We start from the raw sequence: 24,286 nt of genomic DNA, 5'->3' as shown, positions 1-24,286 counted from the left end.
CATACGCGCACCACTTGCTAAGGACAGCTCTGATGTTCGATTCGACCTCGACTTTAAAAGCCTTTGGCGCCAGCCTTTTGTTGATGACCAGCGTGACCCAGGCAGCCCCCGTCATTTCTCAAGAACCCGATTGGGCGGTGGCTGTGCAAGTGCTGCTGTCTGCGGGTTTGTGTCAGAACCGGCTAATCGAAGCCGACCGCGCTAAATGCTACAAAGACAACAGCCATCAAGCCTGCCGAAATGCCCCGGAAGGGGTCGAAAAAGAAAACTGCATAACCGAATACTCTTACAACCGAGTCCCGCAAAAAACCGGCCTGCCTTCGCAGAAGCCATTGATTATGTCGCCCTTCAAAAATGACCAGAATCAACTGAACACTACCTCAGCGGCAAAGACTGTTTCGCTGCCGACTGAGAGCGTCCCCGATGAGTTGGACTCGAAAATAAAGTTATTCCTGCACGACAAAGAAAAGCCTTCGGTTGTTCAGTAATCGCGTACAACGCCTAGATAACAATGTAATCGTTGTGCTGGGCCACACCGCGGTGCTCGCCCTCGACCAGATGGATGTAGCGTCCGCCCACCTGATCAATCGGTAAGCAGTCATCCACATCCATCAGAGCGTCGGTGTGGGCTTGTTTCCAGTGCTTGACCATGTGTTGCTGGCCCTTGGACTTGGCTTCTTTTTTATCGTGGGCAACCACCAGCACATAACAATGGGCCTCACCAAAGGCATGCGGTTCATAGCCGCCAAGGTTGATGAAGTACAAACGCGGCGTGCCTGGCAAAGGCGCCAGCGGGCTCAGTTCGACTTTCCAGCGTTCGACGCCGTCAACGCGCATCCATGAATCGATATGCAAACCTGCTGGGTTGCCAAACCAACCTTCTCGCAGCTGTGGATAGGCATCTTCCAAGCTGTCCGCAATAGCAAAGACCACGTCGTGAACTTCGATTTTGGCTCTGGGGTGCTTGCCTCCCAACATCACAACAAACAGCATTTCACCCCTCCAGATGTGCGCAGCCAAGGCGCTAGTGTACGTGGCTGCACAGCATCAAATTCAACCTTTTTATGCTCAACTTCGGGCTTGGCTGCGGTCTAACCTAGCTTAAACGCCCTCTGTGGCGGGTTGACCCGTGACAGTCTTAGGTCTTGCCGACTCTTGCCCCTGACGTAAACGCAGCGCCGCCAATGCGGCCACCACCAGCACCACAGCGATCACTTTCAAGCCATTCATGGCATTGCCGGTGCTCATTTCGATGGCGCCCATGACCGACGGCCCGACAAACCCGCCCAGCAACCCGCACGCGTTGACGAAGCCCAAGCCACCGGCCAATGCCACGCCCTTGAGCCGTGAAGCCGGATACAGAAAGATGATTGACTGCACCACAAAGAACATCACCGCCGACAGGCAGAAGCCCATCAAACTGAACACCGGCCCAGACACTGCCGCAATGCCCAGACCCGCCGCCATGGTCAGCAATCCAGCGACCAACATACTCCGGGCACGTCGCGCTGTGGTTGCATAACGCGGCAAGAAAACCGCACCTACCGCCGCTGCTATCCACGGCAAGGACGTGAGTAACCCCACACTCATGGTGCTCATTTCGCCATAACGGCTGATGATGCTCGGCAGAAAGAAGATCACCGTGTAGACCGTGATCTGATGGCAGAAGTAGACAAAAATGGCCAATAGGATTTGCGGCGTGAGGCACTGCTTGATCGAGTGTCCACCCTTGCCGGCACCCTCTTCAGTCTCTTGCGCGATGCGCTGCTCAATCCCCCGCGCCTCTTCGGCAGAGAGCCACGGTGCCTTGCTTGGACGGTCTGGCAATTTGCGCCAGACGACCCACGCGAAGGCTACAGCGGGCAGTCCTTCAAGCATGAACATCCACTGCCAGCCGTGCCAGCCGAGCATGCCGTCCATGCGCATCAATGCTGCACCCAACGGCCCACCAATAATGTTGGCGAAACACACGCCCAGCAGAAAGTAACCGGTGGCACGCGCCCGCTGTTCACGGTTGAACCAATAGGTTAGGTACAGCATTACGCCGGGGAACAAACCCGCTTCGGCAATACCCAGCAGCAGGCGCAAGACATAGAACGAAGTCTCACCTTGCACAAACGCCATGGCCGCTGAAATCAACCCCCAGGTCACCATGATCCGGGCAATCCAGAAACGCGCGCCCACCTTGTGCATGATCAGGTTGCTGGGTATTTCCGACAGCGAATAGGTCAGGAAAAACAGTCCTGCACCTAGGCCATAAGCCGCAGCAGAAATGCCCAAGTCAATGTCCAACTGGTGCTTGGCCAATGCAATGTTGGTACGGTCGAGAAAGCTCAATACGTAAGCGGCAATCAGCAACGGCATCAATTTGACGAACATCAGTTTGTTCAGCACCCGCTCATCACGAGGTGCGGCTTGATTACGCATGGTGTTATCCCTTTTTTGTTGTTGTGCGGGATGGGCATGGCCGCGCAGTGACGCGGCCTGCTCGGGGCTTAGAAGTTGACGTTGTATCGACCCTTGAGATCGAGAATTTCCCGGGCTTCGTCCGGCGTGGCCACTCGCCCGCCCAAGGCTTCGATCACGGTGCGGATACGCCGTACCTGATCGGCATTGGAAGCCGCGAGTTTGCCGGGGCCGTCCCACAGCGAATCCTCAAGTCCGACCCGGGCATTGCTGCCCATCGAAAGGCCCATGGTTGCCAGTGGGATTTGCCCGCGTCCGGCACCGAGGATCGACCATACGTAGTCTTCGCCAAACAGGCGGTCGGCCGTGCGACGCATGTGCGCCAGGTCTTCAGGGTGGCCGCCAATCCCGCCACGCAAGCCGAAGACCGACTGGATAAACAGCGGCGGCTTGATCAGACCGCGCTCCATGAAGTGGGCCGCGGTGTACAGGTGGCCAATGTCATAGCACTCGACTTCAAACCGGGTGCGGTTTGCCGCGCATGAATTAAGGATGTGAGCGATGTCGCGAAAGGTATTGCGGAAGATTCGGTCGTCGCTTTCTTCCAGATACGGGCGCTCCCAATCGTGCTTGAACTCGGTGAAGCGGTTGAGCATTTCGTACAGGCCGAAGTTCATCGAACCCATGTTCAGCGAAGCCAGCTCCGGCTGAAATTGCAGCACCGGTTGCAGGCGTTCCTCGACGCCCATGGTCGGCGCGCCGCCGGTGGTGAGGTTGATCACCACGTCGCTGGCCGCCTTGATCTGTGGCAGAAACTCAGCAAACAACGCCGGGTCCTGGCTGGGACGACCGTCAATAGGGTCACGGGCATGCAAGTGGACAATGGCGGCGCCCGCCTCGGCAGCACCAATCGCGGCCTCGGCAATTTCTTGCGCAGTAATGGGCAAATACGGCGACATCGAAGGGGTGTGAATAGCCCCCGTGACGGCGCAGGTGATGATGACAGGACGTTTTTTGGACATGACGATTCTCCGACTTTTATTCTTATGAAAAAAAATCCTGGGTATTTCGGTGTGTGCGTCGTTGGCGACCAGCGCCAGGTGCTACATCAGCGGCTTACAGGTACTCGACGTTACCGTCGACACTGATTGCCTGGCCGGTCACGTTGCGCGCGGCGGGTGAACAGAGAAACAACGCCATGGCCGCCACGTCTTCGGCGCTGACCATGCGTTTAAGGGAGATTTTGTTGAGGTATTGCTGGCGCATTTCGGCTTCTGGCACGCCGACCTGTTCGGCGCGGGCGCGGATCACGCCATTCATGCGCGGCCCTTCGACAATGCCGGGCAACAGGGCGTTGACACGAATGTCACTTTCACCCAACTCCGATGCCAGCGATTTCATAAGGCCGACTATTGCCCATTTGGTTGCGGCATAAGGCGTGCGCCAGGCATAGCCGAGACGACCCGCTACCGATGCGATATGCAGTAAATGGCCATGGGGCGATTCTTTGAGTAACGGCACAGCATGGTGTGCAAAACGATATTGCGCCGTGAGGTTGACAGTGATGGTGGCCTGCCAGTCAGCATCGCTGATGGCGTCAATACCCCCGGTAGGCCCGGCGATACCGGCGTTATTGACTAGTACATCGAGGCCACCAAAGTGCTCACGCTGGACCTTGAAAACCGCCTCGATTTGCGCCGCGTCACTGACATCGGCACGGGTTGCGACCGTGCCAGGGTATTTGTCGCGGAACGCCGCCAAGGCGGGTTCGCTCACATCGCATACATGCACCTGAGCACCGGCTTCCAGATAAGCCGCCGCCAACACCTCACCGATCCCGGCAGCCCCGCCAGAAATCAATACGCGTAAACCTGGATAAGGCTGCAACCGTTGTAAGACACTCATGCTCGTTTTCCTCCAGAAACAGACGACCGCGCGGGGCCGTTCTTGACGAGCAGACGCGCCAGCGAATCGGCGGCCTGCATGATGTCATCGGTCACTGCGGCGCGAGCACCGGCGCCATCGCGGGCGGTCAATGCCTCTACGATGCGGGTGTGGGCTTCCATCGAGCGCTGCAAGTGAGCTTTATCGGGGGCGACTAGGGCAAAACAAGGGCCCATGTGCAGCCAGAAATTTTCCACGGCCGCCATCGTCAATTCGGCTCGCGCCACGGCATAAATGCGTCGGTGAAAAGCGAAGTTGGTCCACAAGTAACGGGACACATCCACTTGATCTGCCGCTGCTTGCATCTGCTGGCACAGGTCGGAAATTTCAGCGAGGTCGTTTTTTTCCAACAGCAGAACGGCCTTTTCTGCCAACAACCCCTCAAGAGCAACCCGCGCATCACGAATCTCGCGTAGGCGGTCGACCGTCATTAGGCGAACCCGCAGACGCGAAGTCTCGGTGACTTCAAAGGCATTTTCGGCACTGAGGCGTTGCAGGGCTTCGCGCACTGGCATGGGGCTGGAGCCGAGGGCTTCGGCCAGACCACGGATGGTCAGCTTTTGGCCTGGCTGAAAGCGGCCACTCATCAAGGCTTCGCGGATTTGACGGTACACCTGATCTTGCAGGGTATCGCGAGAAACTTGGCGCAAAGCAGGGAGCGGGATTGGGCCGTGTGTCATGAGTCAAACCTGTGTTGTCGTTCTTATGGCCCTCAATATGTGATCACAAATCAAATATGTCAAATAATTTCCTGGCGCAGATAACACCGGATGCTTACAACACGTCAGTTGCGCATGGGTTCTGTCGCGGCCGGGGATCGTTGCTTTTATGGGCAGCCGAGTAAGGTCAAACCCGTAGCGGTTAGGGAATTCTTATTTTTTGCCCGAAGTTCTAAACAAAGGCAAAGCCAGAAAAAGCAACCCACCGCCCAATAGGCTGGTGCCAATACTGGCATGCCCGGCAACGATCATCCCCAGCCCCGCAACAATCCCTGCGCAGCCGACGATTCGTATATTTTTGTCGGGTGATTTCAGTTCCATTTTTTAAGTACTCCCTTTGCGATTGCGACAGAGCGTAACAAAACACGACGCTGCCTCGCCAGCGCACGCCTGCCACGAACGCTCACCGGCACGACTGAATGCCGTACACAGACTTCCACGCATCAACCGGCACCTCAGGCATGCGGATTCACACGCGAGTTAACCCCTAGAGGCCCTGCAGGCAAAAAAACCTGACTCACTCACATTGACAGCCTTGCAAACTATGAGAGGCTTGCCTGCCCTGCTGCTTGAGTCTTCTGGAGATTTTCCCGTTGGTTTCAATAAATGATTGGCTCAGTTTCACCTTTATTGCTCTGCTCGTGACGCTCACCCCTGGGCCCGCGGTCATCATGTCGTTGTCCAACTCCGTGAGCCATGGCCCATGGCGCGCCATGATCGGCTCTCTTGGCAACGCAATCGGGCTACTGATTATTGCCTCGGCGACCAGTGCCGGGCTGGGTGCGCTGCTGATAGCGTCGGCCACGGCATTTCTGGTGCTGAAAGTCGCCGGTGCCAGCTATCTCATTTACCTGGGCGTAAAACAGTGGCGCAGCCGTAATCGCGCGTTCGATAACGTGCAGGCAGCAACCTGCGAAAGCCTCTCTGCGTGGAAGCTGTTCAGCAAAGGGTTTTCGGTAGCGATTACCAACCCCAAGGCCATTCTTTTCTTCGCCGCATTCCTGCCTCAGTTCATCCAGGGCGGTGACTCCAGCATGACCTACTTGGCCGTGCTGATTTTCACCTTTGCCGGCTGCTCAATTGTTGCGCATCTGTTTTACGCCTTGCTGGCCCAGACATTAAAAGGCTACCTATCGTCGCCAGGGCGCGCGAAAGTGCTCAACCGTTTGTTTGGGGTTTCGTTTATCGGGCTGGGCGTAAGCCTGTTGACGATCCGCGGCAAAGTTGCCTAAGGCCTATTGATCATCTCTGCACGTCAAGTCGCACGTGTAGTGCAGAGATGATCACCCTAGCGTGAGCGGGAAGCCCGAGTTCGCCAGCTTGAAGCGCTTACGTCCAGCCCTCAAGTCGCAATGTGGCCCGTACCAAGCGCTGCTCCTCGTTTTCAATTTCCTTAAGGTTTTCGCTAATGCTCTGGATATGCGCAATGGCCGCTTTGCGTGCCTGTTCCGGCAGGCGTCCGGTTACGGCGTTGTACAGCCGCGCATGCTGGCGGTCGATTTGGCGTTTTTGCGGTTCGCGGTGGTAGAGATTGTTGACCGAGGCAAACACCGTATTGAGCAGCAAGTCGGTCAACGACCGCAGGGTTTGCACCAATACCGGGTTGTGTGAGGCCTCGCAGATCGCCAGATGAAAAGCATGATCAAGACGCGCGTGCTCGCAGGCTTCCAGCGAGCGACTGTGAGCATCGAGCAAGGCCTGATAACTGCGGGTGATCAGGACAAAATCAGCGTCAGTGCCACGCAATGCGGCCAGACGCGCTGACTCCCCTTCCAGCACGCTGCGAACCTCGAACAGATCATAAAGGGTGCGCGGTTGCGAGCTGAACAAATGCATCAGTGGCGACACGCCCGCATGGCCTGAAAGGTCGGCCACAAAGGACCCTCTGCCCTGCTCGGTGTGGATGATGCCGCGAGCGCGCAGCAACATAAGCCCCTCACGAAGCGCTGTGCGCGACACACCCAGTTTTTCGGTCAGACGGCGTTCCGAAGGCAGTAATTGCCCGGTCTTGAGTACGCCGTCGACGATCAGGCGCTCAATGCGTTCACTTACCACGTCGGCCACTTGCGGCTGGCGGGTCAATGCTGCTTTTTGCATGAAGCTCTCCAACGGGTATGACCAGCCAGGCCATCCGCATCACGTCGGCTCAGATGCAATCTCAAGCCTTTGTTTTATTGATTATTCTTATTGAATACAAAAAATCAGCGGGTCATAAACTGGTTCGACCAGTTTAATGCCCCATGGACAGTAGAACGCCTCAGGCCAATGATGCAAGTCAGCTGCATCCGGCAACGAACCTCTAATAAAAATAACTGAGCGTCGCCTACCGCCTATGAACATTCTCTACGACGAACGCATTGACGGCGTTCTGCCCGCCGTCGACAAAAGTGCCCTGCTGCTGGCCCTGCAAACGCAGGTGCCCGGCCTGAAAATCCTGCACGAGCCCGAAGAACTAAAACCTTACGAGTGCGATGGCCTGTCAGCGTATCGCACCACGCCCATGCTGGTGGTGTTGCCCCACCACATTGAGCACGTCCAGAGCGTGTTACGGCTGTGCCATGAACGCCAGGTACCGGTGGTCGCACGTGGGGCCGGCACCGGCTTGTCCGGTGGCGCATTGCCGCTGGAAAAAGGCCTGCTGCTGGTGATGGCGCGCTTCAATAACATCATCAGCATCGACCCGGCCGCACGCACCGCACGGGTTCAGCCGGGCGTGCGCAACCTGGCGATTTCCCAGGCTGCTGCGCCTTTCGGCCTGTATTACGCGCCCGACCCTTCTTCGCAAATTGCCTGTTCAATTGGCGGCAACGTGGCCGAAAACGCCGGAGGCGTGCATTGCCTGAAATACGGGCTAACCGTGCACAACGTGCTCAAAGTCGAGATATTGACCGTGGACGGCGAGCACCTGACCCTGGGCTCTGATGCCCTCGATTCGCCAGGGCTGGACCTGTTGGCGCTGTTTACCGGCTCCGAAGGCATGCTGGGGGTCATCACCGAAGTCACGGTCAAACTGCTGCCCAAACCGCAAACCGCCAAGGTACTGCTGGCGGCGTTTGACTCCGTCGAAAAGGCCGGACGGGCGGTTGGCGACATTATTGCCGCGGGGATCATTCCGGGCGGTCTGGAGATGATGGATAACCTGGCGATTCGCGCCGCCGAAGACTTTATCCACGCTGGCTACCCGGTCGAGGCCGAAGCCATTTTGCTGTGCGAACTCGATGGCGTTGAAGCCGACGTGCACGATGATTGCGAGCGCGTACGCCAAGTGCTGGAACGGGCCGGTGCCACCGAAGTGCGCCAGGCCCGTGATGAAGCTGAACGCGTACGTTTTTGGGCTGGGCGCAAGAATGCCTTTCCGGCGGTGGGTCGCCTCGCACCGGATTATTACTGCATGGACGGCACTATTCCGCGCCGCGAACTGCCCGGGGTGTTGCGCGCAATCAGCGCCTTGTCTGCCGAATATGACTTGCGGGTGGCTAACGTTTTCCACGCTGGTGACGGCAACATGCACCCGCTGATCCTGTTCGATGCCAACCAACCGGGTGAGCTTGATCGCGCCGAAGCACTGGGCGGCAAGATCCTCGAATTGTGCGTCAACGTCGGCGGCAGCATCACCGGGGAACACGGCGTGGGCCGCGAGAAAATCAATCAGATGTGCGCGCAGTTCAATAGCGATGAGTTAACGCTGTTCCATGCGGTCAAAGCCGCGTTCGACCCCAGCGGCCTGCTCAACCCCGGCAAGAACATCCCTACCCTGCATCGCTGCGCCGAGTTTGGCGCGATGCACGTTCATATGGGGCGGATGCCCTTCCCCGAACTGGAGCGCTTTTGATGCGCAACCCACTCGATATCGATAACAGCGCTGCACTGCTGGAGCAGGTCAATCAAGCGCTAAACAGCGCTAAACCACTGCGTATTCAGGGCGCCAACAGCAAGGCGTTTCTGGGTCGCCCGATGGCCGGGGACGTGCTCGATACCCGCGCCCATCGGGGCATTGTCAGCTACGACCCAACAGAACTGGTGATCACCGCCCGCTGTGGCACGCCCTTGGCCGAATTACACGAAGTGCTAGACGCGGCGCAGCAAATGCTGCCCTGTGAACCGCCTTCCTTCGGGGCCGACGCCACGGTTGGCGGCATGCTCGCCAGCGGGCTGTCCGGGCCACGCCGCCCATGGGCCGGGGCCGTGCGCGATTACGTACTGGGTACCCGCGTGATCACCGGCCACGGCAAGCATGTGCGTTTTGGCGGTGAAGTGATGAAAAACGTCGCCGGTTACGACGTGTCGCGGTTGATGGCCGCCAGTTATGGGGCGCTGGGTGTGATCACTGAAGTGTCGCTTAAAGTCCTGCCCAAGCCGCGCAAGTGCTTAAGCATCAGCCTAGAGATCGACACTGATCGCGCCCTGCTACGCCTCGCAGAATGGGGCCAGCAGCCGCTTCCGATCAGCGCCGCCTGCCACGACGGGCAGCGCCTGCACCTACGACTTGAGGGGGGCGAAGGCTCGGTGACCGCCGCCCATGACCGACTGGGAGGCGAGTTGCTCGACGCTTCGTACTGGGCTGACCTAAATGAGCAACGCTTGCGTTTCTTTGAGCAAGACCCGCCCCTTTGGCGCCTGTCATTGCCGAACAACACCCCGTCTTTGTCGCTGCCCGGCAGCCAATTGATTGATTGGGGCGGCGCCCAGCGCTGGCTCAAGTCCGACGCCGAAGCAGCCTTTATCCGCCGCGTCGTCGAAGACGTCGGCGGGCATGTGACCTGCTACCGCCACGCGCTGATCGACAGCCCGTTCCAACCGTTGCCAGCAACACTGATGCGCTACCACCGCAAACTCAAGCAACAACTCGACCCCAGAGGCATCTTCAACCCCGGGCGCCTGTACGCGGAGCTTTGAGCCATGCAAACCACCTTGAGCCAACAGGCCCGCCAACTGCCGCGCGCCGAAGAAGCCGAAAGCATTCTGCGCACGTGCGTGCACTGCGGTTTTTGCAATGCCACCTGCCCGACTTACCAATTGCTGGGCGATGAACTGGACGGTCCGCGAGGCCGCATTTACCTAATCAAGCAAGTGCTGGAAGGCAATGAAGTCACGCACAAAACCCAGCAGCATCTGGATCGCTGCCTGTCGTGCCGCAACTGCGAAACCACCTGCCCGTCGGGCGTCGACTACCACAACTTGCTGGACATTGGCCGGGCGGTGGTCGATGCGGCAGTTGCGCGCCCCCTCGGCCAGCGCTTGTTGCGTGAGGGCATTCGCGCAGTGGTGCCCAATCCTGGGCTGTTCAAAGGGCTGGTCGGTAGCGGCCAGGTACTCCGCGCCTTGCTGCCCAACACCTTGCAATCCAAATTGCCGCACCACGTACCGCCCGCCAAGGCACGACCGCCCAGCCGTCACGTCCGGCATGTATTGATGCTTGAAGGCTGTGTGCAGCCCAGCCTGTCACCCAACACTAACGCGGCGACCGCACGGGTGTTGGATCGACTCGGGATCAGTATCACTCCAAGCCGCGAAGCCGGTTGTTGCGGCGCCGTGGATTATCACCTCGATGCACAGGCCGCAGGCCTGAACCGCGCTCGCCGCAACATCGACGCCTGGTGGCCGAGCATTGAACAAGGCGCCGAAGCGATTGTGCAAACCGCCAGCGGCTGTGGCGCCTTTATCAAAGAATACGGGCACCTGCTCAGCACCGACCCGGCGTATGCCGACAAGGCCAAAAAAGTCAGTGCGCTGGCCAAGGATCTGGTTGAAGTGCTGCGCGACGAGCCGCTGGAAACGCTAGGTACTCAGAGCAACCAGCGGCTGGCGTTCCATTGCCCGTGCACCTTGCAGCACGCACAAAAACTGGGAGGCGCGGTTGAGTCGATTCTGACTCGCCTAGGTTTTAGCCTCACCAACGTTGCCGACAGCCATCTGTGCTGTGGCTCGGCCGGGGCCTATTCATTGACCCAACCCGAACTGTCCCGACAACTGCGCGACAATAAGCTGAACGCGCTGGAAAACGGACACCCTGACGTCATTATTACGGCCAATATCGGCTGTCAGTCACACCTCAACAGTGCAGGTCGAACCCACGTCCGACACTGGATCGAGCTGATCGAAGCGGCATTGCCCCACTGAACACGGGAGAGGGCATGAAACGCAAAGCCGTCAGCACGCTCAGCCCTCCCCCTTGTGCAACACCGACTCCCCGGCCTTGGGTGGTAGCCGCAGGTTATCCAGCAACGCGAGGGTTGCGATCACTGCCACACACAGGAAGGTCAGTTGAAAGTCGACTGTTTGCGCCTGCCCCTCATTGCCATGGAGGTTCATGGCAAAGCGCAGCAACAAAGCGCCAATGGCCACGCCCATCGCCATGCTCAGTTGGAAGAACATACTGAACAAGGTCGACGCATCACTCATCTGGAGTTTGGGCACGTCGGCAAAACCCAAGGTGTTGTAGACGGTGAACTGCATAGAGCGGGATAAGCCGCCCATAAACAGGATGAACATAATCAACGCCCAGCTCATGTGTTCATCCAGCAAGGCGCAGGCAGCAATCGCCAGCACCCCGAGGACGCCATTGACCATCAATACGGGTCGAAAGCCCCAACGTTGCATCACCCACGTGGTGAACGGCTTCATGGCCAAGTTGCCGGCAAATACCGCCAGCACCAACAGCCCAGCGTCGAATGCCGAAAGGCCGAATGCCAGTTGGAACATCAGCGGCAGCAAGAACGGCAAGGTGCTGATCGCTACTCGAAAAACCGACCCGCCGAGCAGGCTCACGCTAAAGGTCCGCACACTCATCACGCCCAGCGCCAGCAACGGTTGCACGTGCTGGCGCATGTGGCGCCAGGCAAACATACCGAGCAACACACCAGCACCGCTCAGCATCAGGCCCGGCAAGAGACTGGCGCGATTTTGCCCAAGCATTTCCACGCCATACAACAACGCCGAACTGGCGATGCCCACCAGCACAAAACCACTGAAATCGAAGGTTCGGGTACTGACCTCGTGCTCCTTAGGAATTAACACCAAGGCGCCAATCAGCGCGAGCAGGCCCAAGGGTAGATTGAGGTAGAAGATCCAAGGCCATGAAGCGTGAGTGACGATAAAGCCGCCCACCGGCGGGCCGAGTATCGGGGCTACCAGACCGGGCCAGGTGATGAATGAAATCATTCGCACCAGGTCTTTCTTCTCGGTGGAGCGCAGCACCGCCAAGCGCCCGACAGGCACCATCAGCGCTCCGCTGATGCCTTGCAGCACCCGCGCTATCACAAATGTTTCGAGGCTTTCACTCATGCCGCACATCAACGAGGACAGGCTGAACAGCACGATGGCCACGCTAAAAACTCGCCGCGAGCCGAAGCGGTCGGCCAACCAGCCACTGAGCGGAATAAACACCGCCACTGCCAGCATGTAGGCGCTCATGCCGATGTTCACGTCCACGGCGGTAACGCCAAATGTCCTTGCCAGATCCGGCAACGCGGTACTGATCACCGTGGCGTCGAGGTTCTCCATAAAGAACGTGACGGCCACCAACAGGGCAATCAGGGTTGAACGGCGTGGGGACATCAGGCACCTCTGTTCAGCGATGGAAACGCCCAACACTTTACGCTCGATGCGTGAATAGAAGGGTGAAAAACGTAGTACCCCTCTATTACCTATCGGCCTGCGCTTCGGCTCATGATCAATTGGAAGGGGCTTATAACAAGAAACAGCACTTCCAAAAAAAGCAGGTAGGGCAATGGCAAAGTTTATTCACAGCATGATCCGCGTAGGCGATCTCGAAAAATCCATGGATTTCTATCAGCAGGCGTTTGGGCTCATCGAATCTCATCGCCTGGACTTCGATGATTTTTCTCTGGTGTATTTGCGGGATGTCGAAAGCGGCGCAGAAATTGAGCTGACCTGGAACAAGGGCCAGACCGAGTACACCCATGGCACGGGCTACGGGCACACCGCCTTTGTGGTGGATGATCTCGATCAGCAGTTCAACCGGCTAACCGAGCTGAAGCTATCGCCTGCTCCGATCAAGGAGTTCAAACGGGACGGTGCATTGCTTGCGCGCTTCTTTTTTATCCAAGACCCCGATGGCTACAAGATCGAGGTATTACAGCGTGGAGGTCACTACCAATAAAAACGGCTGACTGGACAGGCGTTACGCATTAGCGCCCTATTACCTTTCCCGTGAAGCCCAGACCCAAGATTTGCCTGTGACACTGTTACTCCTAAATAAAAATAAAAAGGAGACATTTCATGCAAGACCTAAAGGTCAATCGTCGTCGTTTCCTGCAAGGAAGTGGCGGTTTGTTGTTAGGCACCCTCATGTTCGGCTCTGGCCCCATCGCGTTACTGGCTCCCAGCCGGTCATGGGCCATGGAAATGAACACGCTGCCCAGCGAGACAGCGTCGAAGCTGCTGCTCGTGGTGCGCCGCATTTACCCCCATGACCGTATGGAAGACGCTGTCTATGCCTTCGCCGTAAAGGCGCTTGATGAGCGCGCGTCGGCCGATCCTTCCTTGTTGCCGCAGCTTGAGAAAGGCTTGTCTGAACTGGACACCCTGGCAGGCGGCAACTGGTCGAGCCTCAATGAAAACCAGCAAGTCGCCCTGCTCGAAAAAATCCAGGATTCGGCGTTTTTCAAACAGGTGCGCGGCACCTCGGTCAATTCGCTCTACAGCAATGAACTGGCTTATGAGCACTTTGGCTACGAAGGCGCTTCCTTTCCTAAGGGCGGCTACCTGATGCGTGGCTTCAACGACCTGAAGTGGCTACCCGCCGCGCCAGCCGAAGCCAGTCCCAGTGCGTTTTCGTGAGGAGCAGCGAACATGACGACTTACAGTTTTGACGACGATTCAGTGGTAATCATCATCGGTTCCGGCGCAGGGGGCGGCACACTGGCCAACGAGCTATGCCAAAAGGGCATCCCGGTGGTGCTGCTTGAGGCCGGCGCTCGGCAATCCCCGGCGACGTTCATCAACGATGAATGGCCCTCGTTTGCGCAACTGTCTTGGGGCGACACCCGCACCACATCGGGCTCCTGGCAGATTGCCAAAGACTTCCCCAACCTGCCCGCCTGGATCTGCAAAACCGTGGGCGGCACCACGAGTCACTGGGCAGGCGCCAGTATTCGCCTGCAAGAGCACGAATTTCGCGCTCGCCAAATGTACGGTGACGTCAAAGGCGCCAGCCTGTTGGACTGGCCTTTGACCTTGGCCGAACTGGAGCCCTATTACGAACGCGCCGAAAACAAGATGGGGGTTACGCGCACCAACGATATTGCGGGGTTACCCGGCAACAACAACTTCCAGGTGATGTACAACGGCGCCACGAAACTGGGCTACAAACACTGCTCGACCGGGCACATGGCAATCAACAGCCGTGGGCGCGATGGCCGCGCACAATGCATGCAGCTTGGGTTCTGTTTTCAGGGCTGCAAAATGGGCGCAAAGTGGTCAACGCTGTACACCGAGATTCCCGCCGCCGAAGCCACCGGCAAGCTTGACCTGCGCACCCAGGCGCATGCGGTCCGTATTGAACACGACGCCAAAGGTCACGCCAACGCCGTGGTCTATGCCGATGCCAAGGGCCAATTGCAGCGGCAAAAAGGTCGCATCGTGGCCATTGCCGGCAATGCCATCGAAACCCCGAGATTGCTGCTGAACTCATCCAGCACGCTGTTCCCACACGGGTTGAGCAATGGCGCGGGGATGGTCGGCAAGCACTACATGCGCCACACCACCGGCTCGGTTTTTGCTGAGTTCAGCGACCCGGTGCACTTTTACCGAGGCACCATCATGGCGGGCCTGATCAGCGACGAAGCGCACTTCAACCCTGATCGCGGTTTTGTGGGTGGCTATGAGATGGAAACCATCTCGCTCGGGCCTTCGTTCATGGCCGCGTTTTTCAATCCGGGCGCTTGGGGTCGGGACTTTACCCGCGTGATGGACAACTACACGCACCTGGCGGGCATGTGGTTGGTGGGTGAAGACATGCCCCGCGAAACTAACCGCATCACGTTGAGCGACACCAAGGACCACTTGGGCATACCCGTGGCCAACGTGCACTACGACGACCACCCTAATGACCTGGCCATGCGTGAGCACGCTTTCAAACAAGGCAGCGCGGTGTACGAAGCGGTCGGCGCGCTGAAAACACATCGGGTTCCGCCCTACCCTTCAACCCACAACATGGGCACCTGCCGCATGAGCCTTAAAGAAGCAGATGGGGTGTGCAATAAACATGGCCAGAGCCACGAGGTGCCCAATCTGTTTATCTCGGATGGGAGCCAGTTCACCACCAGCGCCGCCGAGAACCCTACGTTGACTATCGTCAGCCTGGCCATTCGACAAGCTGATTACATTGCCGAGGCGTTGAAGACTAAGGCGGCGTAATTGACAAAAAACCCACTTTGGAGATGCTGAAAGCTGCGATCTTTTGATATCGGTTTTTGCCTCGGTATCAAAAGATTGCTACTGCACACGCGCTCTGATGCGCCGTTCCATGGCTCATGAAGTTCACAGCGTCATGATTGGCCGCAGCAGCGCCTGGCCTTCGTAAAGCGCCGACAAATACCGCTCACGCATCTCCTCAACCGTCATGCGCGACGCGTGCGTGGTTAACGTCAACGTTGCCTGCAATTGCCCTTCGCGATCAATCAGCGGCACGCTCAGCACCCGCATGCCCACTTCGTATTCCTGATCCACCATTACGTAACCCCGCTCGCCCGCCAAGCTGATTTCGCGGCGGATCATTGCTTCGTCGGTGAGTGTGTAAGGCGTGATGGCTTGGGGCGGGTTGCGTGTGAAATAAGCGCCAAGCGCTTCTTGCGAAAAACTCGCGAGCCACAGTCGTCCGCTGCCGGTGCAATACATCGGCACCCGTGACCCGGGGCGGATCGACATTGAGGTTATGTGGCTATAACGACTGCGCACCACATGGACAATGTCATCACCGTCGCGAACACCTACCGACACATGCTCCTGGGTGGTACGCGCCACCTGCTCGACAATGGGCCGCAACATGCGCGGCAGCACGGCGGAATCGACATAGGCCTGTCCGATACGCAAGGTCTTGGCGGTTAACCAGTAGTGGCGGCCGTCAGTCTGCGCAAAGTCGTCATGCACCAAGGTCAGAAGAAAACGCCGGGCCGCGCTCTGGGTCAGACCGGCCATGCGCGCCACTTCAGGCACGCTCAGGCGCGGGTGCTCCTGAGAAAACAACTGCAACAGCGCAAGGCCTTTTTGCAGGCCGACGATCAAATCCCGGGGGTGGATGGTGGGTTGCTTCATCACTCGGACTCTTTTATTGCACATTGACTGCGATTATCGCACTGACGATGCGATTATCAACTTGATCCTTCTCAAGCTCGATTGTTCGCTGTGTTCACCGCTTGCAGTATTGGCCCTACAACACAGCCAATAAGCGGGAACATCCCATGATTCAGGGTTCGACTGAACTGGTCGCCATCGTCGGCTCACCTATAGCCCAGGTGAAATCGCCGGAAAACTTCAATCGCTGGTTCACCGACCACCAGCAGAACGTCGTCATGCTCGCCATCGACCTTGCACAGCCGGCTTTGGATGACTTCCTCCAGACCCTGCGCGGCTGGCAAAACTTGCGCGGCTGCGTGGTGACCGTGCCTTACAAGCAGATGTTGGCCAGCCGCCTGGACAGCGTCAGTGAACGCTCGGCAGCGCTGCGCTCGGTCAATGTGATTCGCCGCGAACCCGACGGCCGACTGGTGGGCGATATAGTGGACGGCGAAGGGTTTCTCAACGCTGCTCGCAAGCACGGTTTCAATCCAAAAAACAAACAGGCCCTGGTCATCGGCACTGGCGGCGTCGGCAGCGCAATTGCGTATTCGTTGTGCCAAGCCGGGGTCAGCCACTTGGTGATCAGCGACATCAGTGACGAGCGTGTCGAGGTGCTCGGTGAACTCTTGCGCAGAACGTTCCCCGAGAGTGTGATCAGTACCAGGCCAGCCTCGCTTGAGCACTTCGACCTTGTCGTCAATGCCTCACCCGTCGGCATGGGTGCAACCAGCGATGACGGTCCTCTGCCTTTGCCAGCAGCGCTGATGGAAACCCTAAGCGCCAACACCCTGGTGACCGATGTCGTGACATCACCCGCCGTGACACCGTTTCTCGCCTTTGCCCGAAGCCTCGGCTGCCCAATTCAGACTGGCCCCGAAATGGCCCTGGCCCAGTTGGGCAACCTCGGTCACTTCATGGGCGTGACTCCGTTGGATATCTGATTTTCCGGCCGTGTCTTTAACAGGCGTTAACAATGAACACTACGACCTCTCTGCCGCCTGCTGATGCAGACCTGAGCTATGACGTGATTGTCCTGGGTAGCGGGGCCGCCGGTTTCGCCGCCGCAGTGACTGCCAGTTGCCACGGTCTCAAGGTCTTGCTGGTGGAAAAGACCAATGCCTTCGGCGGTACATCGGCGATTTCCGGTGGGGCTGTGTGGCTGCACGATACCGATCAGGCGCGGGCTGCCGGGCATCACCTGCCCGCCGAACAGATGCGCCGTTACCTGAAAGAGGTGATCGGTGTCGGCTACAACCCGCAATTGATCGATGCCTTCATCGAGCAGGGGCGTGAAGCCCTGCGGTACCTTGAAACCCACAGCGAACTCAAATATAGCTTGCGGCCGCTGTCGCCCGACTATTACCCGGACTTGCCGGGAGGCACTCAAACCGGCCGTGCGCTGGAAATAGACGAGTACGACGGGCGCCGCCTTGGTGAGCATTTCAAAGACCTCAAACGCCCCCCGGACGGCATGCTGCTATTCGGCGGCATGATGGTCAACCGTGTCGACATTCAGCACTTTTTGAGTTTCAAGCGTTCGCCGAAGTCCCTTTGGCACTGCCTAAAACTGATGGGCCGGTATGCCATCGACCGTCTCAGCCACCCACGCGGCACCCGCCTGACCGTGGGCAATGCCTTGATTGCGCGCCTGGCCACCACTGCCCTGACCAACGGAGTCGATATATGGCTCCAGGCGACGCCCGAAGGGTTGATCACCGAACAGGGCTCGGTCATGGGGGTACAGATTTCCAGAGGCGGAGTCACCCATTCGGTATTCGCACGTGGGGGTGTGGTGCTGGCCATGGGCGGTTTTGCTGCCGGAGCGCAAGCCGCAGAACAGCGACCTTACACGGATTCGGAGCACTGGAGCATGTCACCGCCCGCCAACGTCGGTGACGGGCAACGGTTGGCTGCGTCGGTCAACGCTGCAATCGGTCACAACCTGTCAGCGAATTTCTTCTGGGCCCCGGTCTCTGTGTTGCACAAGGCCGACGGCAGCGTAGAACGCTTTCCGCATCTGGTCACCGATCGCGCCAAACCTGGCGTGATCGCGGTCAACCGTGCCGGACAACGCTTCGTCAATGAATCCGACTCCTACCACCATTTCGTCGAGGGCATGTTCGCCAATAACGGCGCGAACGCCCCCTGTTGGTTGATCTGTGACAGCGAAGCCCTGAACAACTATGGCATGGGCCTGGCACGACCGCGTCCCGTCGACAACAGTGCTCTGATCGAGGCGGGTTATCTGCTGCGTGCCGACAGCCTCAGCGAATTGGCGCGCATCGCAGGCATCGACGCGAGCGCTCTGGAACACACCCTGACGCAGTTCAACGCCGATGCCGAACAGGGTGTCGACCGCCAGTTCGGCAAGGGCAGTACGGCCTACAACCGGTACATGGGCGACCCGCTACATCAGCCGAATCCATGCCTAAAACCGCTGCTCAAAGCGCCGTTCTATGCCGTGCGTTTGTTTACCGGCGACTTGGGTTCAGCCCGTGGACTCGTCACTAATGGCCAGGCCAACGTACTTGATCGCAGCAACACGCCGATCCCCGGACTCTACGCCGCTGGCAACGAAATGAACTCAATCATGGACGGCACCTACCCAGGTCCCGGAATCACCCTTGGCCCCGGCATCACTTTCGGCTACCTCGCCGCCAGTGATATCGCCCGCCGACTCGATCAACACACGACATAACCATCTGCACTGGAGAACACCATGTACTACGAACTGCGCACTTATACGATTAAACCAACCAAGCTCGGCGACTGGCTGGCCCTGTACAAAAGCGCCGCATTGGCCGTGCAGCAAGAACACTTGGGCAATCTGGTTGGCTTCTTCACGACCGAAATAGGTGAGGTCAATCAAGTGGTGCACATCTGGGGCTATGACAGCCTTGACGATCGCATGACACGCCGCAACGCCATGGCGGCAGATGCGCGTTGGCAGGAATTCGCGCGGCAGAACAAGGCGCTGGATGCGGTGGTGACGTTGGAGTCGCGACTGCTGCGTCCAACCGACTTTTCCCCGCTCAAGTAAGCCCGTCGCAGCATCGCGCCGCTTCTGTTCGGGAGCGGCCAACCCCATTCACTCTCGCGGTAATTTTTATGTGCATCAGCGACCCCCTGCTTTGTGATGTCCTAGTCGTCGGCTCTGGTGCCTCAGGGCTGGCAGCGGCGGTGACTGCCGGGCAACTTAACCTCGACGTCATCGTGGTGGAAAAGGAGCCGCAACTAGGCGGTACCAGCGCTTGGTCGGGGGGCTGGCTGTGGATTCCGCGCAACCCATTGGCCATCGCCGACGGTATCGTTGAAGACGTGGAGCAGTCGAGGGTGTACCTGCGTAACGAACTGCACAGCGAAGTGCTCGATCCTCGCGTCGAAGCGTTCTTAGAACAAGGCCCGAAGATGGTTGATTTTTTCCAACGCCATACAGCGGTGCAGTTTTTCTCTGGTAGCAAGATGCCTGATTTCCACGCCAGCGAGGGCCACGCAAAAGGGGGGCGCTCGGTCTGTGCGCAACCCTTTGACGGTCGCCTCCTTGGCCCTTGGATCAACAAACTACGACCCCCGCTCGACATGATCAGCCTGGCAGGAATGGGCATTGCTGGCGGCGCCGACCTCAACCACTTCCTCAATGCCCGCCAGTCACCCTCCTCATTGCTTTACGCCGGTAAGCGCCTGCTGCGCCACGCCCGCGACCTGCTCCGCCATGGTCGGGGCATGCACCTGGTGAACGGCAATGCACTGGTCGCCCGGCTGCTAAAAAGCGCCCTGGAATGCAAGGTCCGCCTGCTAACTGATACGCCCGTGCGAGAACTGCTACGTGAGGGTGAACGCGTGGCCGGGGCACGCGTCGAGTCTGCTGGACGCCTGATCGAAATTCGAGCCCGACGTGGTGTAGTGCTCGCTTGCGGTGGCTTCCCCCACGACCGGCAGCGCATCGCCCGCCTTTTCAAGCATGCGCCCCATGGCACCGAACATTTCAGCGCTGCCCCCAAGGGCAACACCGGCGATGGCCTGCGCTTGGGCGAAAGCGTCGGGGCATGCGTGGCCTCCGACCTGAGCAATGCCGCCGCGTGGGCACCGGTGTCGCGTGTGCAGCGCAAAGATGGTGGGTTCAGCGGTTTTCCGCACCTGATGGAACGAGCCAAACCCGGGTTCATCGCCGTGCGCCAAGATGGCCGACGCTTCGTCAACGAGGCCGACTCCTACCACGACTACATGTGCGCGCTGTTTGCAGCCACGGGTTCGGGACAAACCCCGACATCTTGGCTGATCTGCGATCACCATGCCCAACGTCGCTATGGCCTGGGCTGGTCCAAACCCTTTCCATTCCCAACTGCGCGGTACATACGCGAGGGATACTTGCTAAAGGCCCCAACGTTGATCGAGTTGGCACGCCAATGCGGCATTGATGAGCAACAATTGGAAGCCACCGTCAGCGCCTTTAACGTTGACGCCGAACGTGGTCGTGACCCGCTCTTCCATCGCGGAGAATCGCACTACAACAAAGCCCAAGGCGAAGTTCTGCACGGGCCAAACCCGTCCCTTGGTAGCCTGCGCAAAGGGCCGTTCTACGCGGTTAAGCTGGTGCCCGGCAGCCTCGGCACTTTCGCCGGTCTAAAAACCGATGCCTGCGCGCGGGCATTAGACGAACACGACTCGCCCATTCAAGGGCTATTTGTCGTGGGCAATGACATGAACAGCATCATGAACGGCCATTACCCAAGCGGTGGCATCACTCTCGGTCCGGGTATGACCTTCGGTTACATCGCAGCCAGAGTGCTTGCCGGCCAGGCAGTGAACGAAAAAATACCCGATTAACTGGCCCCTTTATAACGGTGAAAGACCGCCGGGCAGATGAGCGCTCGCGAGGTGATCAAAAAGCCATCGGGAGTCTGCAATGAGCACTACGGAAAAAAAGGCAATGCCTGCACGATTGGCGTCCAGTTATCCAGATGTTCAGGATGCATTGGACGCTCTCACCCCAAGCAAAAAGATGGAAGTGGCAACGCGTATCGTCTTGTGGGCAGCCAATGAAGCGGGCTTAAACACAGCCGATATAGTTGTCGCACTTTCAAAAAATGATCCCGCGCTGTTCGACGAACTTATCGCCGAGATGGAGGAGCAACAATTCAGACTCTTTGAACTCGGAGACGAAAGGCACCTAGCGTTTTTCAATAAGGCCCGTGCTTATAACGCTAGCGCATGGTTAGTTCGTGGCGTTCTACATGAAGCAATCTACGAGTCCATTTTTTCGACGGAGAAAACGCTCATCGTTGATGACTTTTTCAAGAATAAATAAACGCTCCGCATCGGTATTCACCAACACGCACACAACGCAAACAATGACTAAGCGTTGTAATTAATCACTCATTACATCGATGCATGTAAACGAATAGTAATACCTAGCCTACTCATACGACAGCACGCCCAAGCATGGACAAAACCGACAACTATCGAGACTTTTACACCCATTAAGAGGGGCAATGAGCCAACGCCAAAAAACTTCGCTAAGGTAGGGCCCAGGTACTCTCGTAGACTATAAATATAATGAACACGATTCCCTACTATGTCCTGTTCGGCGAGTCGACTCCGCCGGTCTGGCATGACTTCCTACACGTCGAATCAATCTCACACCGCTCCGGTAGTTACAACTGGGAGATCGCCGCCCATCGACACGACGGGCTGTTACAGATGCTGTACCTGCAAAGTGGCGAAGGCGAAGTGCTACTGGACAACCAGTGGGTCAAGGTCAAGGCCCCGTGCTTGCTATTTATCCCTGAACAAATCGTCCATGGCTTCGCTTGGCACGGACGGGTCGACGGGCACGTGATTACAGCCGTCCAGCACCCGCTGGAAAACATCATCCAGGTGCTCTCCCCCCGCCTATTACCGCAGATCCAGAAGCCCTATATCGTGGCGCTACCGCATTGGGAGCCTGTCGATAACCCGCTGATGCCGCTGTATCGAGCGTTGTACGAGGAGTATCACGGCCGTGGGCGCGAGCACGTTGCGTGCAGCATGTCACTACTCCTCGCACTGGTGATCCAGATGCTACGCCTGAGCGAGGACACCGAAGGCCTGCCTGCGCACCATCATGATCGACGCAGCCAGCAGATCATTGCCTTTCGCGAATTGGCGAATCAGCATTTTCGCGAACACTTGTCGCTCAATGACTACGCCAGTCGCCTCGGTATTACCGTGGTAACCCTAGGACGGCTGTGTCATGAACAGTTGGGAATGACGCCAATGACCTTGCTGAACGCCAGGCTGATCCTTGAGGCCAAGCGCGAGTTAGCCCATTCATCCCAAAGCGTTAAGCAGATAGCCCATGGCATGGGCTATCTCGATGTCGGCTACTTCAGCCGATTCTTTCGCAAACACACCCAACTCAGCCCCAGCGAGTTTCGCCAGCAGGCCCACGCCTCGCGCCAGTGAGCCCTCTCTTCAGCCAGCAAGCGCGGTAGCGTGACCCATTCTTGTAGCGGCCCGCGTAATTACCCCAACATGGCCCCTGTGTGTCTGGGCACTCATGAGAGCGCGACCTTCTCGGCCGACTGCAAAGGGTGTGTCAATCGAGAGGCGTGCCGACACTGGCAATAAATCGCCAACGCGGCAACGCCGGCCGGAATCAGCATCGTCATGCAGATCTCCGCCAGCGACCAACCCAGACTGAGCATCTGCGCACCTGCGAATGCACTCAAAACGGCCCCTATCCGACCGACACCGCTCATCCAGCTAGCGCCCGTGGCGCGGGCTTGAGTGGGGTAATAACTAGCCGCCAATGCGTTCATGCCGACAGACACCCCGTTGAGCCCAAAGCCGACGATACAGGCGACTGCACACAGTAAAACAAAATGACCGGTGGACTGGCCGATGGCAAAGATCGCCACACCGCAGCCCAGAAATGCAAGCGTCAACACGTTACGCTTGCCCCAACGATCCATCGCCCAGCCCACGAAAATGGCACCCGCTGGACCACCGATCTGAAAAATAGCCGTGACCACAGCCGCATCAGCAACGCTGTATTGGCCGACCTCTTTTATCAACGTGGGCAACCAGCCGCTAAAGAGGTAAACCATAAACAGAGCAATGATGTAGCCGAGCCAGAGCATCAGCGTGCCAAACAGATAGCGCCGCGATAGCACCAGACCAATGGCGCCAGCCGCAGGCTTGCCCACCTGGGGCATCAGAAACGTTAAGTTAGCCGTTACCAGATCAGGCGCCAGCTGCTTCATGATGGCGTGAATACGTTCAGGCGCCGCACGTTGCGACACCAAAAAGGTCACTGACTCCGGTAGTTTGCAATACAGGATCGGTAGCACCAGTAACGGCAAGACACCGCCCAGTACCAATACACTTTGCCATCCCACATTCGGGATCATCCAGGCGCTGGCAAAACCTCCCACCGCCGCCCCTAACGAGAAACCGCAAAAAGCGACGGTGATAAAGAATGAACGGCTGCGTGCCGGTGCGTACTCACTCACGAGGATACTTGCGTTCGGCATTGCGGCGCCCAGACCAAGGCCGGTCAAAAAGCGCAAGGCGACCAAGGTTTGCACATCCGAGGCGAAGGCTGTCGCGATGGTCAGCCCCCCGAACAAGCCGATACTGCATAGCAGCACGATCCTTCGGCCATACCGATCAGCCAGCGGCCCGGCCGTTAATGCACCGACCGCTAACCCGATCAACGCAGCGCTAAGCACCGGACCCAACGCCTGCGGCCCCAAACCCCATTCCGCTTTCAACTGCGGTGCTATAAAGCCCATGATGGCGACGTCGAAACCATCAAGGGCGATGATCAAAAAGCCGAAGAATACAACCCATTTCTGAAAGCGACCCACCGGGTGAGTATCGATCCACTCACTCACATCAATCGTTTTTTGCTGGTCCATCGAGTGTCCCTCATT

The 24,286-nt window shown here is 58.0% G+C and carries 24 protein-coding genes; 14 read left to right on the top strand and 10 right to left on the bottom strand.

From position 1 onward, the window contains the following. Window positions 1-32 precede the first annotated feature (32 nt). A complete protein-coding gene (locus B347_RS0103260; protein ID WP_019408279.1) occupies window positions 33-488 on the top strand; it encodes a hypothetical protein in 456 nt (151 codons plus the stop codon). Window positions 489-501: 13 nt separating this feature from the next. Here B347_RS0103260 and B347_RS0103255 read toward each other — a convergent pair whose 3' ends face one another. The 6 genes from B347_RS0103255 to B347_RS26520 form a co-directional block, all read right to left on the bottom strand. Continuing rightward, window positions 502-993: a DUF1543 domain-containing protein gene (locus tag B347_RS0103255; RefSeq protein WP_019408278.1), complete on the bottom strand. Its 492-nt coding sequence runs from the start codon at window positions 991-993 to the stop codon at window positions 502-504. Window positions 994-1,101: 108 nt separating this feature from the next. After that, entirely contained in the window at window positions 1,102-2,427 is a 1,326-nt protein-coding gene (locus tag B347_RS24590; RefSeq protein WP_019408277.1) for an MFS transporter, read from the bottom strand. 68 nt (window positions 2,428-2,495) lie between these two features. Next, window positions 2,496-3,428: a 3-keto-5-aminohexanoate cleavage protein gene (locus B347_RS0103245; protein WP_019408276.1), complete on the bottom strand. Its 933-nt coding sequence runs from the start codon at window positions 3,426-3,428 to the stop codon at window positions 2,496-2,498. Between the two features lie 94 nt (window positions 3,429-3,522). Beyond that, on the bottom strand, window positions 3,523-4,311 hold the full coding sequence (locus tag B347_RS0103240) for an SDR family oxidoreductase (protein ID WP_019408275.1): 789 nt from the start codon (window positions 4,309-4,311) through the stop codon (window positions 3,523-3,525). Further along, window positions 4,308-5,030: a GntR family transcriptional regulator gene (locus tag B347_RS0103235; RefSeq protein ID WP_019408274.1), complete on the bottom strand. Its 723-nt coding sequence runs from the start codon at window positions 5,028-5,030 to the stop codon at window positions 4,308-4,310. The genes B347_RS0103240 and B347_RS0103235 overlap by 4 nt, the downstream gene beginning before the upstream one ends. A 192-nt stretch (window positions 5,031-5,222) precedes the next feature. Continuing rightward, window positions 5,223-5,390 (bottom strand): hypothetical protein, encoded by a 168-nt coding sequence (locus tag B347_RS26520; protein WP_019408273.1) that lies wholly within the window; start codon window positions 5,388-5,390, stop codon window positions 5,223-5,225. Between the two features lie 272 nt (window positions 5,391-5,662). On the opposite strand from B347_RS26520, the gene B347_RS0103225 reads away from it, so the two are divergent. Beyond that, on the top strand, window positions 5,663-6,301 hold the full coding sequence (locus B347_RS0103225) for a LysE family translocator (RefSeq protein ID WP_026013961.1): 639 nt from the start codon (window positions 5,663-5,665) through the stop codon (window positions 6,299-6,301). 97 nt (window positions 6,302-6,398) lie between these two features. Here the strand turns inward: B347_RS0103225 and glcC are convergent, their stop codons facing one another. Continuing rightward, window positions 6,399-7,166: a transcriptional regulator GlcC gene (gene glcC, locus B347_RS0103220; protein ID WP_019408270.1), complete on the bottom strand. Its 768-nt coding sequence runs from the start codon at window positions 7,164-7,166 to the stop codon at window positions 6,399-6,401. Window positions 7,167-7,401: 235 nt separating this feature from the next. On the opposite strand from glcC, the gene glcD reads away from it, so the two are divergent. The 3 genes from glcD to glcF are packed head-to-tail and all read left to right on the top strand — an operon-like array spanning window position 7,402 to window position 11,189. Further along, on the top strand, window positions 7,402-8,901 hold the full coding sequence (gene glcD / locus B347_RS0103210) for a glycolate oxidase subunit GlcD (RefSeq protein WP_019408268.1): 1,500 nt from the start codon (window positions 7,402-7,404) through the stop codon (window positions 8,899-8,901). Beyond that, on the top strand, window positions 8,901-9,965 hold the full coding sequence (gene glcE / locus B347_RS0103205) for a glycolate oxidase subunit GlcE (protein ID WP_019408267.1): 1,065 nt from the start codon (window positions 8,901-8,903) through the stop codon (window positions 9,963-9,965). The genes glcD and glcE overlap by 1 nt, the downstream gene beginning before the upstream one ends. 3 nt (window positions 9,966-9,968) lie before the next feature. Beyond that, window positions 9,969-11,189: a glycolate oxidase subunit GlcF gene (gene glcF, locus B347_RS0103200; protein ID WP_019408266.1), complete on the top strand. Its 1,221-nt coding sequence runs from the start codon at window positions 9,969-9,971 to the stop codon at window positions 11,187-11,189. Between the two features lie 39 nt (window positions 11,190-11,228). Here glcF and B347_RS0103195 read toward each other — a convergent pair whose 3' ends face one another. Then, window positions 11,229-12,626, bottom strand: coding sequence for an MFS transporter (locus B347_RS0103195; protein WP_019408265.1), 1,398 nt, complete (start codon window positions 12,624-12,626; stop codon window positions 11,229-11,231). Between the two features lie 172 nt (window positions 12,627-12,798). Between B347_RS0103195 and B347_RS0103190 the strand changes: the two genes are divergently transcribed. From B347_RS0103190 to B347_RS0103180, 3 genes are all read left to right on the top strand, one after another. Next, window positions 12,799-13,191 carry a VOC family protein gene (locus B347_RS0103190; RefSeq protein ID WP_019408264.1) on the top strand — a complete coding sequence of 131 codons (393 nt, stop codon included), beginning with the start codon at window positions 12,799-12,801 and terminating at the stop codon, window positions 13,189-13,191. 119 nt (window positions 13,192-13,310) lie between these two features. Then, the gene (locus B347_RS0103185; RefSeq protein WP_019408263.1) at window positions 13,311-13,871 is read left to right on the top strand and encodes a hypothetical protein; all 561 of its coding nucleotides are present in this window, start codon (window positions 13,311-13,313) and stop codon (window positions 13,869-13,871) included. A gap of 12 nt (window positions 13,872-13,883) precedes the next feature. Next, on the top strand, window positions 13,884-15,449 hold the full coding sequence (locus B347_RS0103180) for a GMC family oxidoreductase (protein WP_019408262.1): 1,566 nt from the start codon (window positions 13,884-13,886) through the stop codon (window positions 15,447-15,449). A 123-nt stretch (window positions 15,450-15,572) separates the two neighbouring features. On the opposite strand, the gene B347_RS0103175 is transcribed toward B347_RS0103180, so the two are convergent. Continuing rightward, the gene (locus tag B347_RS0103175) at window positions 15,573-16,346 is read right to left on the bottom strand and encodes an IclR family transcriptional regulator domain-containing protein (RefSeq protein WP_019408261.1); all 774 of its coding nucleotides are present in this window, start codon (window positions 16,344-16,346) and stop codon (window positions 15,573-15,575) included. Between the two features lie 146 nt (window positions 16,347-16,492). Here B347_RS0103175 and B347_RS0103170 point away from each other — a divergent pair, with 146 nt between their 5' ends. The 6 genes from B347_RS0103170 to B347_RS0103145 all read left to right on the top strand — a co-directional run bounded on the left by B347_RS0103170 (window position 16,493) and on the right by B347_RS0103145 (window position 22,814). Beyond that, the gene (locus tag B347_RS0103170; protein WP_019408260.1) at window positions 16,493-17,311 is read left to right on the top strand and encodes a shikimate dehydrogenase family protein; all 819 of its coding nucleotides are present in this window, start codon (window positions 16,493-16,495) and stop codon (window positions 17,309-17,311) included. 32 nt (window positions 17,312-17,343) lie between these two features. Then, a complete protein-coding gene (locus tag B347_RS0103165) occupies window positions 17,344-19,068 on the top strand; it encodes an FAD-dependent oxidoreductase (RefSeq protein ID WP_019408259.1) in 1,725 nt (574 codons plus the stop codon). Window positions 19,069-19,089: 21 nt separating this feature from the next. Continuing rightward, entirely contained in the window at window positions 19,090-19,410 is a 321-nt protein-coding gene (locus tag B347_RS0103160; protein WP_019408258.1) for an NIPSNAP family protein, read from the top strand. 68 nt (window positions 19,411-19,478) lie between these two features. Then, window positions 19,479-21,197 carry an FAD-dependent oxidoreductase gene (locus B347_RS0103155; RefSeq protein ID WP_019408257.1) on the top strand — a complete coding sequence of 573 codons (1,719 nt, stop codon included), beginning with the start codon at window positions 19,479-19,481 and terminating at the stop codon, window positions 21,195-21,197. A 79-nt stretch (window positions 21,198-21,276) separates the two neighbouring features. Continuing rightward, entirely contained in the window at window positions 21,277-21,678 is a 402-nt protein-coding gene (locus B347_RS0103150; protein WP_019408256.1) for a hypothetical protein, read from the top strand. Between the two features lie 248 nt (window positions 21,679-21,926). After that, window positions 21,927-22,814, top strand: coding sequence for a helix-turn-helix domain-containing protein (locus B347_RS0103145; protein ID WP_019408255.1), 888 nt, complete (start codon window positions 21,927-21,929; stop codon window positions 22,812-22,814). Between the two features lie 92 nt (window positions 22,815-22,906). Here B347_RS0103145 and B347_RS0103140 read toward each other — a convergent pair whose 3' ends face one another. Further along, window positions 22,907-24,271 (bottom strand): MFS transporter, encoded by a 1,365-nt coding sequence (locus B347_RS0103140; RefSeq protein ID WP_019408254.1) that lies wholly within the window; start codon window positions 24,269-24,271, stop codon window positions 22,907-22,909. Between the last annotated feature and the right edge of the window lie 15 nt (window positions 24,272-24,286).

The sequence above is a fragment of the Pseudomonas psychrophila HA-4 genome, from assembly GCF_000282975.1.
In the GTDB taxonomy this organism is placed as follows: Bacteria; Pseudomonadota; Gammaproteobacteria; order Pseudomonadales; family Pseudomonadaceae; genus Aquipseudomonas; species Aquipseudomonas psychrophila_A.
The sequence above is the reverse complement of the archived record's forward strand: the minus strand, read 5'-3'. Positions and strand labels throughout refer to the sequence as shown.